This window comes from Flavobacterium rhizosphaerae, assembly GCF_046000445.1.
GTDB lineage: Bacteria > Bacteroidota > Bacteroidia > Flavobacteriales > Flavobacteriaceae > Flavobacterium > Flavobacterium rhizosphaerae.
The window spans coordinates 276,076-290,201 of sequence record NZ_JBELPZ010000002.1 but is presented as its reverse complement, the minus strand read 5'-3'; the positions used below and the strand labels follow the sequence as shown (position 1 = coordinate 290,201).

The 14,126-nt window shown below is 41.5% G+C and carries 18 protein-coding genes and 1 tRNA gene; 9 read left to right on the top strand and 10 right to left on the bottom strand.

Annotated features, from left to right (window positions below; all coding sequences use genetic code 11):
• Positions 1-319 precede the first annotated feature (319 nt).
• The 5 genes from ABS766_RS03800 to ABS766_RS03780 form a co-directional block, all read right to left on the bottom strand.
• On the bottom strand, positions 320-1,711 hold the full coding sequence (locus ABS766_RS03800) for an MBL fold metallo-hydrolase (protein ID WP_408083790.1): 1,392 nt from the start codon (positions 1,709-1,711) through the stop codon (positions 320-322).
• A gap of 35 nt (positions 1,712-1,746) precedes the next feature.
• Positions 1,747-2,604: a sulfite exporter TauE/SafE family protein gene (locus ABS766_RS03795; RefSeq protein ID WP_408083789.1), complete on the bottom strand. Its 858-nt coding sequence runs from the start codon at positions 2,602-2,604 to the stop codon at positions 1,747-1,749.
• A 77-nt stretch (positions 2,605-2,681) separates the two neighbouring features.
• The gene (locus ABS766_RS03790; RefSeq protein ID WP_408083788.1) at positions 2,682-3,308 is read right to left on the bottom strand and encodes a Crp/Fnr family transcriptional regulator; all 627 of its coding nucleotides are present in this window, start codon (positions 3,306-3,308) and stop codon (positions 2,682-2,684) included.
• 33 nt (positions 3,309-3,341) lie between these two features.
• Positions 3,342-3,755, bottom strand: a complete 414-nt coding sequence (locus ABS766_RS03785) for a DUF6691 family protein (protein WP_408083787.1) — start codon at positions 3,753-3,755, stop codon at positions 3,342-3,344.
• A 10-nt stretch (positions 3,756-3,765) separates the two neighbouring features.
• Positions 3,766-4,323 (bottom strand): YeeE/YedE family protein, encoded by a 558-nt coding sequence (locus tag ABS766_RS03780; RefSeq protein WP_408083786.1) that lies wholly within the window; start codon positions 4,321-4,323, stop codon positions 3,766-3,768.
• A gap of 172 nt (positions 4,324-4,495) precedes the next feature.
• Between ABS766_RS03780 and ABS766_RS03775 the strand changes: the two genes are divergently transcribed.
• From ABS766_RS03775 to ABS766_RS03745, 7 genes are all read left to right on the top strand, one after another.
• Positions 4,496-4,831 carry a hypothetical protein gene (locus ABS766_RS03775; protein ID WP_408083785.1) on the top strand — a complete coding sequence of 112 codons (336 nt, stop codon included), beginning with the start codon at positions 4,496-4,498 and terminating at the stop codon, positions 4,829-4,831.
• A 262-nt stretch (positions 4,832-5,093) separates the two neighbouring features.
• Complete coding sequence (locus ABS766_RS03770; RefSeq protein WP_408083784.1) at positions 5,094-6,014, top strand: YeiH family protein; 921 nt, start codon at positions 5,094-5,096, stop codon at positions 6,012-6,014.
• Positions 6,015-6,029: 15 nt separating this feature from the next.
• Positions 6,030-6,449, top strand: coding sequence for a DsrE family protein (locus ABS766_RS03765; protein ID WP_408083783.1), 420 nt, complete (start codon positions 6,030-6,032; stop codon positions 6,447-6,449).
• A gap of 12 nt (positions 6,450-6,461) precedes the next feature.
• Positions 6,462-7,298, top strand: coding sequence for a metallophosphoesterase (locus ABS766_RS03760; protein WP_408083782.1), 837 nt, complete (start codon positions 6,462-6,464; stop codon positions 7,296-7,298).
• The gene (locus tag ABS766_RS03755; protein ID WP_408083781.1) at positions 7,246-7,830 is read left to right on the top strand and encodes a bifunctional UDP-sugar hydrolase/5'-nucleotidase; all 585 of its coding nucleotides are present in this window, start codon (positions 7,246-7,248) and stop codon (positions 7,828-7,830) included. The genes ABS766_RS03760 and ABS766_RS03755 overlap by 53 nt, the downstream gene beginning before the upstream one ends.
• Positions 7,722-8,162: a 5'-nucleotidase C-terminal domain-containing protein gene (locus ABS766_RS03750; RefSeq protein WP_408083893.1), complete on the top strand. Its 441-nt coding sequence runs from the start codon at positions 7,722-7,724 to the stop codon at positions 8,160-8,162. The genes ABS766_RS03755 and ABS766_RS03750 overlap by 109 nt, the downstream gene beginning before the upstream one ends.
• Positions 8,163-8,446: 284 nt before the next feature.
• On the top strand, positions 8,447-8,662 hold the full coding sequence (locus ABS766_RS03745) for a hypothetical protein (RefSeq protein ID WP_408083780.1): 216 nt from the start codon (positions 8,447-8,449) through the stop codon (positions 8,660-8,662).
• A gap of 148 nt (positions 8,663-8,810) precedes the next feature.
• Here ABS766_RS03745 and ABS766_RS03740 read toward each other — a convergent pair.
• Positions 8,811-8,884 (bottom strand) — tRNA-Arg (locus tag ABS766_RS03740).
• A 111-nt stretch (positions 8,885-8,995) separates the two neighbouring features.
• Here ABS766_RS03740 and ABS766_RS03735 point away from each other — a divergent pair.
• Positions 8,996-9,508 (top strand): adenine phosphoribosyltransferase, encoded by a 513-nt coding sequence (locus ABS766_RS03735; protein ID WP_408083779.1) that lies wholly within the window; start codon positions 8,996-8,998, stop codon positions 9,506-9,508.
• Here the strand turns inward: ABS766_RS03735 and ABS766_RS03730 are convergent.
• The 4 genes from ABS766_RS03730 to ABS766_RS03715 all read right to left on the bottom strand — a co-directional run bounded on the left by ABS766_RS03730 (position 9,505) and on the right by ABS766_RS03715 (position 13,420).
• Positions 9,505-9,645, bottom strand: a complete 141-nt coding sequence (locus ABS766_RS03730; RefSeq protein WP_408083778.1) for an SsrA-binding protein — start codon at positions 9,643-9,645, stop codon at positions 9,505-9,507. The genes ABS766_RS03735 and ABS766_RS03730 overlap by 4 nt on opposite strands.
• Before the next feature lie 102 nt (positions 9,646-9,747).
• Positions 9,748-11,733, bottom strand: a complete 1,986-nt coding sequence (locus ABS766_RS03725; RefSeq protein ID WP_408083777.1) for a M56 family metallopeptidase — start codon at positions 11,731-11,733, stop codon at positions 9,748-9,750.
• Position 11,734: 1 nt separating this feature from the next.
• Positions 11,735-12,094 (bottom strand): BlaI/MecI/CopY family transcriptional regulator, encoded by a 360-nt coding sequence (locus ABS766_RS03720; protein ID WP_408083776.1) that lies wholly within the window; start codon positions 12,092-12,094, stop codon positions 11,735-11,737.
• 123 nt (positions 12,095-12,217) lie between these two features.
• Complete coding sequence (locus tag ABS766_RS03715) at positions 12,218-13,420, bottom strand: MFS transporter (protein ID WP_408083775.1); 1,203 nt, start codon at positions 13,418-13,420, stop codon at positions 12,218-12,220.
• Positions 13,421-13,513: 93 nt separating this feature from the next.
• On the opposite strand from ABS766_RS03715, the gene ABS766_RS03710 reads away from it, so the two are divergent.
• Positions 13,514-14,119 (top strand): DUF1684 domain-containing protein, encoded by a 606-nt coding sequence (locus ABS766_RS03710; RefSeq protein WP_408083774.1) that lies wholly within the window; start codon positions 13,514-13,516, stop codon positions 14,117-14,119.
• Positions 14,120-14,126 lie beyond the last annotated feature (7 nt).

Genomic DNA, 14,126 nt, shown 5'->3' with positions numbered 1-14,126 from the left:
ACAATTTACTTTAGGCGTTCAGAACCTATTTTTTTAAAGAAAACCCAAATAATCCTGAATATGCAAATCCATATCAATCAAGTGTGAAAGATTTATTGAACAAAGTGATATTGGAGTAGCGATTGGAAGGGACACCCTTATATTCCACCAATGTAGGAATTAATTTATGAAGTCTGAAATACATCCAGGCATTCTGCATGTTCCAATACGCCGTGTGCGCATTCATTTTTCAGTGCGTAAATCAATTATGATAGCATAAGAATCTGAAGCTAGCTGCTCTTCCCATGCTTACTGAGATAAATTTTTCATGATTTTAAAATTATGAACTTACTGTTTTCTTACCTTTTTCATTCCACTCCTTCATCCCGGCAGAATAATTTTTCACTTTAATGCCATGTTTCTCCAGTAGCGACTGTGCGATAGCAGCCCTGTCGCCACTCTGGCAATGGATCACTATCTGTTTATGGGTATTGATCTTATCAAGGTTTTGTTCCAGTGTACCCACAAAAACGTTATCAGCTCCTTTAATATGCCCGGCTTTGTATTCGCTTTCCCCGCGCACATCAACAATTTGAGTGTTTTCTTTTCCGATATATGATGTAAACGCATCAATATCAATTATCTCACTGCTTTCTGTTTTTATACTCAGTGTAGAAATATTATCTACAAAACCGTAAATGTTATCAAGGCCAATCCGCATGAGTTTACGGGTTAGGTCGTCCATCTGGCTTTGGTCAGCCACAAGTATAAACTGCTCATCATAACCAAGTATCCATCCACACCATGTGGCAAAAGAGTTATTGCCCTGGATATTTATAGTACCAGGTAAGTGTTCCTTGGCAAAATCAAATTTATTGCGGGTATCAATTACCTTGATACCCTTGCTGTAAGCCTCATTAAATTCATCTTTGCTAAGCTTTTTATGCTTTGGCACTTCAATAAGCAGGGGACGGTCAACCTTATTGAGATGTTTCATCATCGCAAAGTATTTTGGAGGTTCGGGCTGTCCATCAAGAAGATAATCCACAAAGCCCTGCTCGTTATTTTCATACCGGAATGCCCAGTTGCGTATCAGCTCGTAACCTACCGTAGAGCTTGGCACAGCGCCCAGAGCCTTACCGCAGGCCGATCCGGCGCCATGCCCCGGCCATACCTGTACATATTCCGGCAGTGCCGCAAAACGCTGTATGGATTCATACATTTGCCTTGCACCTTTTTCCTGTGTCCCTGTAAACCCTGCCGCTTTTTCCAACAGGTCCGGGCGGCCTATATCGCCTACAAAAACAAAGTCGCCTGTAAATACCATCACGGGTTTATCGGTAGCCGGGTGGTCGGTCAAAAGGAAACTGATGCTCTCCGGGGTGTGACCCGGGGTATGCAGTACTTCCAGGGCCAGGTTGCCTACTTTAATGGTATCGCCATGCTTCAGGCCTATATGGTCAAATTCATACTGCCAGCCTTCTCCGCCTTCATCAGACAGGTACATTTTAGCCCCTGTAACGGCAGCCAGCTCGCGCGAGCCGGCAAGAAAGTCGGCATGGATATGCGTCTCGGCAATATGGGTAATTTTCATATTGTTCTGCGCGGCAATTTCCAGGTAGGTGTCAATATCCCTTTTGGCATCAATTACAATGGCTTCACCTTTTGCCTGGCAGCCTATAAAGTAGCTGGCCTGTGCCAGTGATTTATCGTACACGTGTTGAAAGTACATACTGTTTATTTTTTAAGTTGATCCTTATTAATTTATTAATTATAAAGTAAAATTACACTATCGTACAAAGCCATGCAGTAACAAAAGTTACATAAGCTTTTATTTAAAAAAAGTTCTTTAACCATAATATACACTCCCATAATCAGAACAAAATAGCCAAAGCCTTTTTTAAGCTTTTCGCCCTCTATTTTGCGAGAAGCCAGTATACCAATGAAAATACCTGCAACAGCAACTGCTGTAAAGGGTAGTAAAAAGCCCCAGTCAGTATCCTGCCCGAAAGCATCGCCAGCAAAACCCGCCAATGACTGTATGGCGATGATGAATAACGAGGTGCCTACGGCGTTCTTCATGGGCAGCCCTGCAAGGAATACCAGCGCCGGAATGATAAGGAAACCGCCACCGGCACCTACAGTGCCTGCAAGCAGGCCGGTAACCACACCGCTTATCATAATTTTTCCTTTAGAAAGGTTTTTAGCGGCTGATGTTACAGGAGCCGAGCGTATCATTTTAAGGGCAGCCAGTAACATTATGGCTGCGAAGAGTACCATTAGCAACAATGGTTTTGTCACGGCAAAGTTGTTTACTGTAAAAATAATATGGGGTAGAGCCGGGATAAGAAAGGCGCGCACAAGGTAGGCGATGATGAGCGAAGGTAAGCCAAAAAGCAGGACAATATTAAAATTCACATTGTGCTGGTACGCATTGCGCAGCCCTCCCACAAGGGCGGTGCCACCCACTACAAACAGCGAGTAGCCTGTCGCTGTAACAGCATCAAAACCTAAAATATAAACTAAAACAGGTACTGTGAGTATTGAGCCGCCGCTGCCTACCAGCCCCAGTGAGATGCCTACCAGTAAGGCCATAAAATAGCCTGATATCGCTAAAAGATCCATACGAATGTCTTTATAAATATCAGGCTAAAGTAGTATAGTAAATTTGGCTGTGCAGTAACAAAAGTTACACAGCCGGTTTATTTTAAAAGTTCTATAGTATTGCGGTTTAGTTTTATTACCCCCTCATTTTCGAGTGCTTTTAAAAGGCGTGATATTACTACGCGTGACGTATTAAGCTCATAGGCAATTTCCTGGTGGGTATTGGAAATAATACTGGACTGGTTCACCTTGGCCTTTTCTTTAAGATAGTTTAATAGCCGCTCGTCCATTTTCATAAAGGCCAGGTTATCTATGGCAGACAGCATTTCGCTAAGCCTTTTATTATAGCTGCTGAATACAAAGTTGCGCCAGCTTTTGTATTTACCCAGCCATTCTTCCATTTTTGCAACGGGTATCATGGCTACGGTGCCTTTGGTCTCGGCAATAGCGCGTATCTCACTCTTGGTATCACCCAGGCAGCAGGCCAGGGTCATGGCACAGGTATCGCCTTTTTCAAGAAAATACAGCAATAGCTCACCTTCGCTACGGTCTTCGCGTAATATTTTAATAGCGCCATTTATAAGCAGGGGCATCTGGCGGATGTACTGGCCAATCTCAATGAGGTAATCGCCTTCATTAAAATCGACAATGTTTGCTACACCTGCAATCTCTTCTATGAGTTTGGATTCAAAAATAGCACCGTAGGCTTGTGTAAGTTCGTTCATATTTTAAAGATTGGCTTATTGTAAATATACAAATTAATGCGGCAGTTTATCTTTAATAAGGCCATATACCCATGTACCAGCAACAGCCCCCGCTATGACGATAAGTATCGGGAAAAAACCCGCACCCAGCAATGTAAACATAGGGCCCGGGCAGGCCCCTGCCAATGCCCAGCCAAGCCCGAAAATAATACCGCCGTACATGTATCGGGAAAAGCTTTTTTCCTTTGGGACAAAGTCGATTGGGCTGCCTCCTATGTGTTTTAGTTCACGGTGCTTGATAATTTGTACTACAATGATTCCCAGCACCAGCGCCGAGCCGATGATGCCGTACATGTGGAATGCTTTGAATTGAAACATCTCGTAAATGCGGAACCACGACGCGGCTTCCGACTTAAACATAACTATACCAAAAAAGGTACCTATAAGTAAAAAAAGTAAGTTCTTCATAATAATAATTTTAAAATAGTAGAGGAAACAGCAGATGTACCATAACCAGCCCACCGATAAAAAATCCTATTACCGCAATAAGTGAAGGCAATTGCAGGTTGCTAAGCCCTGATATGGCATGGCCTGAAGTACATCCACCTGCATAACGGGCACCAAAGCCTACCAAAAACCCGCCAACCAGCAACAACGCTATGATTTTTACTGATGAAAAGGCACTGTTGCTAAATAGCTCTGTGGGCAGGTAGTTGCTACCGGCACTTTCAAATCCTTTTTGCTTAAGGTCGGCTATTACCTCAGGGCTGATATCCGGCACGGGATTACCCGACAGGTAGTGCATGGCAATAAAGCCACCTATTACAGCACCTGCCATTACAAAAAGATTCCAGCGCTGGCCGCGCCAGTCAAAACAAAAGAAATCACAGTTTTTTCCCGCACCCAGTGCCGCACAGGCTGTACGCAGGTTAGACGACATGCCGAAATTCTTCCCGGCAAACAGTAGCGCCGCCATAGTGGCAGCAATTAGCGGCCCGGACACATACCAGGGCCACGGTTCATAAATCCAGCTCATACCTAATTATTTTAATGAGATGCAAAGTAAGCCTGTGTGGTAAGGTCAGTCAGTATCATTTGTTACATAACCCAAAATTTACCTGAAGTGTTAAAGTTTCTCTTATTGTAACTTTTGTTACACTTAACTGCTGATATTATGAGTTACTTTGAAAAATAAAATTTACTGTTTGATGCAACTGCCGAAAAGGTACATACAACTCATTATACTATTGCTCACGGTGCTTATTGCCACACCGTGCAGTATAAAAAAATTGTATAACAATGCTATCGGTGTAGAAACATCCCACAAAACACAAAGTCGCAATGCCAAAGTACAGTGCCAGGCTTTTGTAGCGAATAAAAAAGAGCACGCTAAAAAAGCAACTGCTTTTGCTATACCCGGTTTCCTACCATTTTTTGTTGCCGTTGCTCCAGAAGGATGCACGAGCAAAAAAGCAGTTCATTTTTACCTTCAGCAAAAAGAGAAGGTTCCCTCTTATCTGTTATACCGCAGCTTACTGATTTGATTACGACTGATTTCGTACGCGTAAATCATTTTAATCTAAATCCGTTTTTATGACTCAGAATGTTAAAGTCAGCGGCTTTTCTGTATTACTATGCAGGATAGCCCTAAGCATCATTTTTATATTTGCCGGGGTAGCGCCCAAAACGGCCTTATCTACATTTTCGGGCTACAGGAAAACGGATATAAAACGATAACATTATAGATAAAACATTTACTGCACCTGCAAAGTTGCACGTTGCAGTATTTGATACAGTAGCATACTAATGACATATAAAAAAATAATATTCTTTATCCTCCTGATAGCTTGCCTTACGGCATATGTATCGGCACCCCTTGCCCTGGCCATAGGTATAGGCTTTGCCATTTTAATAGGAAACCCCTACGCAAAGGAAAGCGGGAAAACCGTTAAGCATCTTTTAAAAATAGCTATTGTAGGCCTGGGCTTTGGTATGAATTTTTTCAGCACCGTTAAGGCGGGCCGGGAAGGTTTGCTTTTTACCATTGGGACCATAGTACTGGTACTAAGCTTCGGTTACCTTTTGGGCAAACTTTTAAAGATCGACCGTAAAACATCCTACCTTATTTCATCAGGCACTGCTATTTGCGGGGGTAGCGCTATAGCAGCCGTAGCACCCTTAAATGGCGCCAGCCCCAGGCAGATAAGCGTGGCGCTGGGTACGGTATTTACCCTTAATGCAATGGCGCTTTTACTGTTTCCGGCAATAGGGCACCTGCTGGGGCTTAGCCAACACCAGTTTGGTTTGTGGAGCGCCATTGCCATACATGATACCAGTTCAGTAGTAGGTGCGGCGGCTGCCTACGGCGATGAAGCCCTACAGGTAGCCACTACCGTGAAACTGGGCCGTGCCCTCTGGATCATTCCTCTTTCCCTGTTTACCGTGGCCATCAACAGGGGCAATACCCGTAAGCTGTCCATACCTTACTTTATACTGTTCTTTATCGTCGCCATGATTGTAAGTACACTGTTCCCGCAGTATCAGGAACTATATGGCTGGATAACCTTCGGGGCAAAAAAAGCCCTTACAGTAACCTTATTCCTTATCGGGACAGGGCTGTCGCTAGAAACTATAAAGGCGGTGGGGCTTACAGTATTTTTACAGGGCGTACTGCTGTGGATAACCATCAGCATCGTGTCGCTGGTAACCATCACGCTTGTTTATTAATTTAAAATCTAAAACATGAAAAACTTTTTAATACTACTTATTATGGCCACTGCGTCAGTTACGGCAAACGCACAGGCAAAAAAGGCAGAAAAGCATAGGGTGGTCTTCCAGATGAGCACTGCTGATGCGCAGGAACAGCAAGGCCTGATACGCAACCTTAACCACCTAATGGAAGGCTGGGGCGATACTTTTGAAGCGGAAGTTGTGGCTCATGGGCCGGGTATCAGTTTTGTAACCAATCAGTCTGTGGTAGCCGGTGAGGTAAAAAAGCTCGCTGCAAAAGGGATAAAATTTGTAGCCTGTGAAAACACGATGAAACAAAAGGATATTAAACATTCTGACCTGCTGCAAGGGGTAGGCACAGTACCTATGGGCCTTGCTGAAATAGTCCTGAAACAGGAAGAAGGATGGGCTTATATAAAAGGAAATTTTTAAAATTATGATATCATGAACAAAAGAAGAGATTTTTTAAAGTCGATGGGCCTCTTAGGGCTGGGTGCTACCATTGCCCACCCGCTATCGGCTTACGCAGATATAGCAGATAGTAAAAGTTATAAATCAAAGGATACAACTATGGAAGGTAATATTAATGAAAAACAGGTAATTTCAATATTGCAGACCACTGATGTACATTGCCAGGTACACCCGCACGATGAGCTGTTTTGGGAAAACGGCCAGATTGAATTCCGTAAAACAGGAGGATACGCCAATCTGTCGGCCATGCTTAAAACATTGCGTGCACAAAACCCCCATACCTATACTTTAGATACCGGGGATATGTTCCAGGGAAGCGAGCTGTCAGTAGAAACCACAGGCAAAGCCTTTGTACCCGTGCTTAACGCGATGGACTATGACCTTTACCTGCCGGGTAACTGGGAGGTAGTATATGGCAAAAAGAACATGCAGGACTTAATGGGTTCACTTACCGCGCCTAAAATATGTACTAATATGTACCATGACCTGGGCGAAGGCAAAAAGGGCGAACTGATTTTTCAGCCTTATCAGGTCTGGAATGTGGCAGGCGTAAAAATTGGTTTTCTGGGTTATACCGACCCGTTGGTACCCAAGAGGCAGTCACCCATTTACAGCAAGGGTATATTATACACCACCCCGGAAGAAAACCTGCAACATTATGTAGATGTGCTGAAAAACCAGGAGAAGTGTGCTTTTATCATCATCATTGCCCATTTGGGGTTATCGCAGCAAATAGCTTTAGCCAACAGGCCGGAATGTGAAGGGGGTAAATTATATTTTGGGTGGCGATACCCACGAACGCGTGCGTAAGCCTATTGAATGTAAATATGCCAAAGTGGTAGAGCCGGGCGCTTTCGGTTCTTTCATTGGAAAGTTGGATTTAACTGTAGAGAACGGAAAAGTTACCGGCGATACCTATGAGTTGCTGGAGGTAACGGCAGACAAAATAAAACCCGACCCTGTTGTGGCAAAAATAGTAGCTGAAAATGAACAGCCCTATCAGGATGAAATCAATAAAGTTATAGGCTATAGTACCATACCGCTGTACCGCTACTTTGTGGTGGAAAACCCGATTGATACCTTAGTGCTTAATGGGCTGAAATGGAAATTTAAGGATGTGGATATTGTGCTGTCTAACGGTTTCCGTTTTGCCCACCCAATGCCACCCCTGACCATACCGGGAACATCCCGATTACGGAAGGCTACCTGTATGATATGCTTCCGGTTGACAGCATCGTACGCACAGGGAAAGTTACCGGTGCACAGTTACAAAAATGGCTTGAAAAAGAGCTCAACAATGTTTTTGCTGAAAAGGCTGAGAAGCGTTTTGGCGGCTGGGTAGTAAAGTTTAAAGGCATGGAGGTAACCTTCAATGCGTTTGGCCCGGAAGGCAGGCGCGTAAAAATAGTAACAGTAGGTGGCAAGCCACTGGATACAAATAAAACCTACAGCGTATTGGCCTGCGAAAGGGAGGGTGACCCGGAAGACATGCTGTGCCGTATAAAAAATGTGAAGGAGGCACACAACACCGCCTACACCCTGCACAGTGCACTAACGGAATACCTTCAAGCAAACAGCCCTGTCACTCCAATACCAAGGGGGAATGCGGTAGCGCTTGACGCGCCTGAAACACTGCTCTCACAGGTTACCGGGGTAGATTACCGGTTTACTTAAAACAAATAACAGCGGCCATGAGCCGCTGTTATTTTATACATCTTCGCCTTTCAACATTTACTATAGTACAGGTAAGGCAGCATGTATCTCTTCAGCAGCCATAGCCTCCTGTGTTCCTATAACTTTTAAAGACAAGCATCTGCTTCAGTTTAGGGTCCGGGGTAAATTCATTCTTATAATTAAATTCAGCCAATACCATCTTGCCGTACCCGGTTACCAGCGGGCAGGAAGAATAGCTATTGTAAGATTTGTCATCAGCAGGCTAGTGCTTTATAAGCTTTACAATGTTTCGCAGTACTATTGGTATCTGCTTGCGTATGGCTGCCCCTATTTTGGCTGTGGGTAAGGGCGAAAATATTGGCAGACCTTTTATGCTTCAGGCTGTTAATATCTACATCGAGCCATCCTGCCTCTTTGGCAAGGGTGCATTCTTTAATAAATTTATGGGCGGTTTGGGGGTGGTGCCAGATGCAGAAAATATTAAAATTAGTTGTTATTAATAGCGGTAAAATGGTTTAATCTTATTGGTGTAACTTATCGGAATATATAAACCAACAGTATTAACTTATCAAAAATCCCAAAACCTCAGACTATGTAGATTAATAAACAAAAAAATCCCGAAATCATATTGATTTCGGGATTTTTTTGTGACCTCGACAGGATTCAAACCTGTAACCTTCTGAGCCGTAATCAGATGCGCTATTCAGTTGCGCCACGAGGCCTTTTTTTGCATGAGTGTTACTTTAAGTGTAAAGTGTAACCCTGTTTGCGGGTGCAAATATACATATATTTGTGTAACTTGCAAACCACTTGGTAAATTTAAAATATAAAAAATGGGTTTAGAACAGTATATACGTGATATTCAGGATTATCCAAAGCCGGGAATTGTATTTAAAGATATAACACCTTTACTTGCCAACCCACAGGCTATGCAGGATTGCCTGAAATTACTTTTAAACTCTCTGAAAGATAAAAATATTGATGTAGTTGTGGGGGCAGAAAGCCGGGGTTTCTTTTTTGCAACGCTATTGGCCTATGAACTTAAAGCAGGTTTTGTACCCGTGCGTAAACCGAATAAGCTGCCGTTTACAACCTTTTCAGCTGAATATGAACTGGAATATGGTACCGATACACTTGAGATACATACCGATGCTATAACGCCTGGCGATAGGGTAGTGGTGCATGATGATGTGCTGGCTACGGGGGGTACTGCTGCTGCTGTATGTAAACTGGTGGAAAAACTGGGTGGTGAAATTGTGCAATGCAATTTTCTTATGGAGCTGTCATTTCTTAACGGGCGTAAAAAATTAAGTAAGTATGATGTTTTTGCCCCTTTAATTTATTAATCTAAAGAGCGGCTTGTTACATAATACTTCCAGGCAATAATAGCCTTTTGCAGTTTAGAGGCTTTGGCAAGGTCTAATTCCTGTTTAGTATAATTTGGCAAGAGCCATTTATTAATTTTAGCTAATAACTTAAACATAGCTTATTGTTTAATTATCAAAGATATAAAAAGGCAGCTGTTTAACAGCCGCCTTTTTTCATAATAAATTGTTATTTATTACACATTAACTAACTCCAAAGTTTATTGCTTTTTGTTTTTTTCAAATTCTTTTTTACGTTCTTCCATCATTTTCTTCCTTTCCTCTGCGATTTTTTCCCTTTCTGCTTTAAGTACTTCGCGCGCGTGCTCTAAATCTTTCCTTGCTTCTTCTAAATCTTTGCGTGCCTCATCCATTTCTGCTTTCCCCGAAATGAAGAATCTCTCATTATTTTCTATCTGCTGTTTATCGTTTTTTAATTTACCAAAATCTTCAATATAAATATCAGACAGGTCAGCGGCTTTTATTTCAGGAATATCAAGGTTTTGTAAAATATATGTTTTATCAGCAGCAAGCCTTGAAAGTTCTTCGCTGCTTATTTCTCCGCTTGTTGAAAATGTAAACGAGCGGATATTGCTATTATTTGCAGGTTGTTGGCTCATATAAGTATTCATCCCCCCGTTTAAATAGCCATTGGGCCCGGCATGGCTTATAAAATCAACTCCCGCTACACGCGTTGGCTTTGTTGTAATTTCTACCGCGCCTTTTTTGCCATCCCGACCATATTTCTTTTTAGCCTCTTTTTTATCAAGAATTTTTACTGTAGAAATGTCTTGGTTAAGAGGTAGGTTTATTTTCTCTCCTTTTTCCTGTTTTTGGCCATTAATAACAATAAGCATGTCTTCATTGTCAATTTTAATATCATTAACAGACCATCCGTTTACAGGCGCAGCCGGTGGGGCCGGAAAATTTACTGATGGCGGTACCGGGGGCAGGGGTGTATTGTTGTAAATTTTTAATTGTTTTGCTTTAACAGCACCGTTTTTAAGTTGCGAACCAAAATAAGCTATAGCTGGTGCATCTTTATCCTTTTCAATATGCAGGGTAAAAGGTTTTATAGCTTCATCCCCGCTTACCTCATATTTTGCATCACTGTCCTGCGTTTTTACAGTAACCTTAATGGCAGTTATTTCTCCCTTGCCGTTGCGTTTTATACCGGAAAATTCAACCTCTGCCCCAAATGTTTGCATTAAGTAATTCCTATCGGTTTCAAGCTTGGCTTCGTCGCTGTTTTTATCGATTCCAAGTTCAGCAGAAGAAATGGTAATCGGCTTTTCTTCATTAATATCAGTTTCCTGTTCTTTAACCTGTGCCTGTACCTGTAGCTGAAAAGTAAACATAAAGGCGGCAAGGGCAGGTAATACTACTGCAAATTTCCAGGTATTACGCTTTTTTGATTGTTCTCTGTTTAACATAACAATTCGTTTTTTGATTAATGATTGATAAAAGTGATTGATGATTGCAGTACCTTTTGGCTGTACTGTTATTTTTAAAAGTGTTTTTTGGTAAGTTGTAATGTCTTTTATTTCCTTTGCAGCCTCGGCATCAGCAATAAACTCAAGATTTTGTGCTACAGCTTTACGGTATAGCCAAGCAAAAGGGTTAAACCAGAATGCTATACAGAATAGCTGGCTTATAATCATGTCAATAGAGTGCTTTTGTGTGCTGTGCACCCTTTCATGGCTTATAATACTTTGTAATTCTGCCTCCGATAGTTTTCCGGAATTATAAACAATATAGTTGAAGAAAGAAAACGGCGATTCAACCTTTTCTGAATCAATATACTTATATCCGTTATTTTTTATAACTACATGCCCTTTAAGTAAGCGGCGTACTGCCAATAGTTCAATTATAAATTTTATACAAAAAAATATTATTCCCGTTGCATAAAGTGTGGCCACAACAGCCAGCCAGTCTACAGGATTTTCTTTGGGCGGCTGCGCTATTGCTTTTTGCATGAGCATTAGTTCATCAAGGCTAACACTTTTATATACCGAAGGTGCAGGCTCTACCCAAACGGTTTTAGTGAATACGAGCAATGGCATAATGGCAGAGGTAATGAGGCCACCAAGTAAAAAAGTACGGTTGCTGCTAAAAAAGGTTTCTTTTCTGAGCAGAAAATAATAGGCAAGGTAAAAAACAGCCATCAGCCCTGCCGCTTTAGCTATATATATAAGTAATGCTTCCATATTATTTTTTTTTCTCTATCATTTTCAATATTTCACGAAGCTCTTCTGCGCTTATTTTTTCTTCTTTTGCAAAAAACGAAACCATACTCTTGTAAGAGTTATTAAAATAATTTTGTATGGCATTGCTCATAAAGTTCTTCCTGTAATCTTCTTTACTAACAGTAGGGTAATACTGGTGGGTATTACCGTAGGCAACATGGTCTACATAACCTTTTTCTTCAAGGTTGCGGATGATTGTACTTATTGTATTGTAATGGGGCTTTACATCACTTACTTCAAGTAGCACATCTTTAACAAAAGCTTTTTCCAGCTTCCATAAAATGTGCATAATTTCTTCTTCTTTATTTGTTAGTTTTTGCATGGCTTTTTAATTACTTACACAAACATAAAACTATTTTTTTAGTTTTCAAACTATTTTTTTAGTTAAATACCTATGCAGGTAGTTTTTTAATTTAATTACAGCCGCAAATATTGCGTAGGGATATTAAAAATGTAGTAGTTTTTTATGTACTAAATAACATACTAATGTGGCAGTAAGCCCCAATGAGCCCATAATAAGCCAGTTATATGTATAGCCAATAGTAGCAATAATTTCCATACCTGTTTTGGCGCTCATAATGTGCGCCAGGCTAAAAGTCATGGTATAAAGCGCCATGTAGTGCCCTTCCTGACCGCGGGGTGCCCTCCCCAGAGCAAAAGAATTGGCAAAGGGGAAACACAGCATTTGTGCCAGGGTAATAAATAGTATATTAATTACTAGTATTGAGGCATTAAAATTAAACAGTAATATATAGAATGCCAAAGCCATAAAGAAGGAGCCTACTGTAATTACCTTCATTTTTGGTATGTTTTTGCGCTCCATAAAACCTACTAATGGCATTTCGAATATAAATATCAAAACCCCGTTTAATGATATAAGCAGCCCGGTATATACTTCGCTTAAACCAAAACCATCATGATGATAAAGTGGGAGTGTGGTAAATAACTGAAAAAATATAAGTGCTATAATAAAGCTGCAGTATAAAAACATTGCAAACGGAATATCGGTTAAAGGCGACTTTTTAGGGGTGCCTTCCGGGTGCTGTGTGGCTGTATTTTTCTTTTCTTTTATTAAAAAGAAAAACAGGGTAATGGCCGCTATACAGGTAGCGCCATCTACCCAGAAAAGCCCTTTATAACCTATACCCATAATTATTAATCCCCCAAGCGCCGGCCCGGCAGATATGCCCAGGTTTATGGCCACCCTTAGCAATGTCATGGCACGGGTACGGTTTTCGGGCCGTGCATAGGTGCGTATAGATACAAATACGGCGGGGCGGAACATATCGGCAATGGCCATTAATACAAACATGGCAGCGCACAGCCCATAAAAACTGGTAACCCGCTGTATGGCAAAAAGTAACAGGCCACTGGTAAACATACTGAAAACCATAATGCGGTAAAAACCAATTTTATCGGTTAATTTCCCGCCGATATAAGAGCCTGTCATGGAGCCAAGCCCAAAGCAAACCATAATCCACCCCACTTTACCTAATGAAAAGCCTAAATCTTCCCTTAGATATTTTGAAAGAAAGGGTAATACCATAGTGCCGGCACGGTTTATAAATGTAGAGAGTGTAAGTATCCATATTTCCCGGGAAAATCCCCTGAAGTTATCTATATAGCGGTTAAAGGCTTTTGCAAGCATGGCAACGGTTTGTATGCAAAGATAATAATAATACTGCCTGCGGCTTTTTTATACGGGCGCCTGTGGTTATTTTTGCGGTATTAATTATTTACCATGAAACTAATTATCACCCTTATTGCCCTGGCTGCCACATTAACCTTAAAAGCGCAGGAGTGCAGTGAACAAACCGTAAAAAAATGGCAGCAGGAAATTAACGGCGAATATGCCGATGCTACTACATCGCCCTTAATCAAAAAAGACCTTAAAAAATTTCAGTCACTTGATTTTTACCCTGTAGATATGCAGTATTGCGTTACGGCAAAGCTGGTGCGTACTCCTAATGAAAAACCTTTTGATATGGCCACTACTACTGCCCGTACCTCTAAACACGTAAAATATGGCGAACTGCATTTTACTTTAAAAGGTAAAAAATGCCGCCTGGATGTTTTTCGGAATCTGGAACTGGCGCGGCTGGATAAGTATAAAGATTACCTTTTTTTACCGTTTACAGACCTTAGCAGTGGGGAAGAAAGCTATGGTGGTGGCCGCTATATAGACCTTAAAATGCCAACTAAGGGAGATACTTTACAAGTTGATTTTAATACAGCCTATAACCCTTATTGTGCCTATAACCATGAGTATTCATGCCCTATACCGCCAAGCCAGAATTATCTTGAAGTTGACGTAAAGGCAGGGGTAAAGGCGTTTAAGAAAAAATAGTATTATA

Excerpts from the sequence above, each read along its gene's own strand:
- ABS766_RS03780 (WP_408083786.1), bottom strand. The coding sequence starts at position 4,323 with ATGAGCTGGATTTATGAACCGTGGCCCTGGTATGTGTCCGGGCCGCTA.
- ABS766_RS03720 (WP_408083776.1), bottom strand. The coding sequence starts at position 12,094 with ATGCAAAAACTAACAAATAAAGAAGAAGAAATTATGCACATTTTATGG.
- ABS766_RS03785 (WP_408083787.1), bottom strand. The coding sequence starts at position 3,755 with ATGAAGAACTTACTTTTTTTACTTATAGGTACCTTTTTTGGTATAGTT.
- ABS766_RS03760 (WP_408083782.1), top strand. The coding sequence starts at position 6,462 with ATGAACAAAAGAAGAGATTTTTTAAAGTCGATGGGCCTCTTAGGGCTG.
- ABS766_RS03800 (WP_408083790.1), bottom strand. The coding sequence starts at position 1,711 with ATGTACTTTCAACACGTGTACGATAAATCACTGGCACAGGCCAGCTAC.
- ABS766_RS03710 (WP_408083774.1), top strand. The coding sequence starts at position 13,514 with ATGAAACTAATTATCACCCTTATTGCCCTGGCTGCCACATTAACCTTA.
- ABS766_RS03775 (WP_408083785.1), top strand. The coding sequence starts at position 4,496 with ATGCAACTGCCGAAAAGGTACATACAACTCATTATACTATTGCTCACG.
- ABS766_RS03735 (WP_408083779.1), top strand. The coding sequence starts at position 8,996 with ATGGGTTTAGAACAGTATATACGTGATATTCAGGATTATCCAAAGCCG.
- ABS766_RS03765 (WP_408083783.1), top strand. The coding sequence starts at position 6,030 with ATGAAAAACTTTTTAATACTACTTATTATGGCCACTGCGTCAGTTACG.
- ABS766_RS03770 (WP_408083784.1), top strand. The coding sequence starts at position 5,094 with ATGACATATAAAAAAATAATATTCTTTATCCTCCTGATAGCTTGCCTT.
- ABS766_RS03715 (WP_408083775.1), bottom strand. The coding sequence starts at position 13,420 with ATGCTTGCAAAAGCCTTTAACCGCTATATAGATAACTTCAGGGGATTT.
- ABS766_RS03725 (WP_408083777.1), bottom strand. The coding sequence starts at position 11,733 with ATGGAAGCATTACTTATATATATAGCTAAAGCGGCAGGGCTGATGGCT.
- ABS766_RS03730 (WP_408083778.1), bottom strand. The coding sequence starts at position 9,645 with ATGTTTAAGTTATTAGCTAAAATTAATAAATGGCTCTTGCCAAATTAT.
- ABS766_RS03795 (WP_408083789.1), bottom strand. The coding sequence starts at position 2,604 with ATGGATCTTTTAGCGATATCAGGCTATTTTATGGCCTTACTGGTAGGC.
- ABS766_RS03745 (WP_408083780.1), top strand. The coding sequence starts at position 8,447 with ATGTTTCGCAGTACTATTGGTATCTGCTTGCGTATGGCTGCCCCTATT.
- ABS766_RS03790 (WP_408083788.1), bottom strand. The coding sequence starts at position 3,308 with ATGAACGAACTTACACAAGCCTACGGTGCTATTTTTGAATCCAAACTC.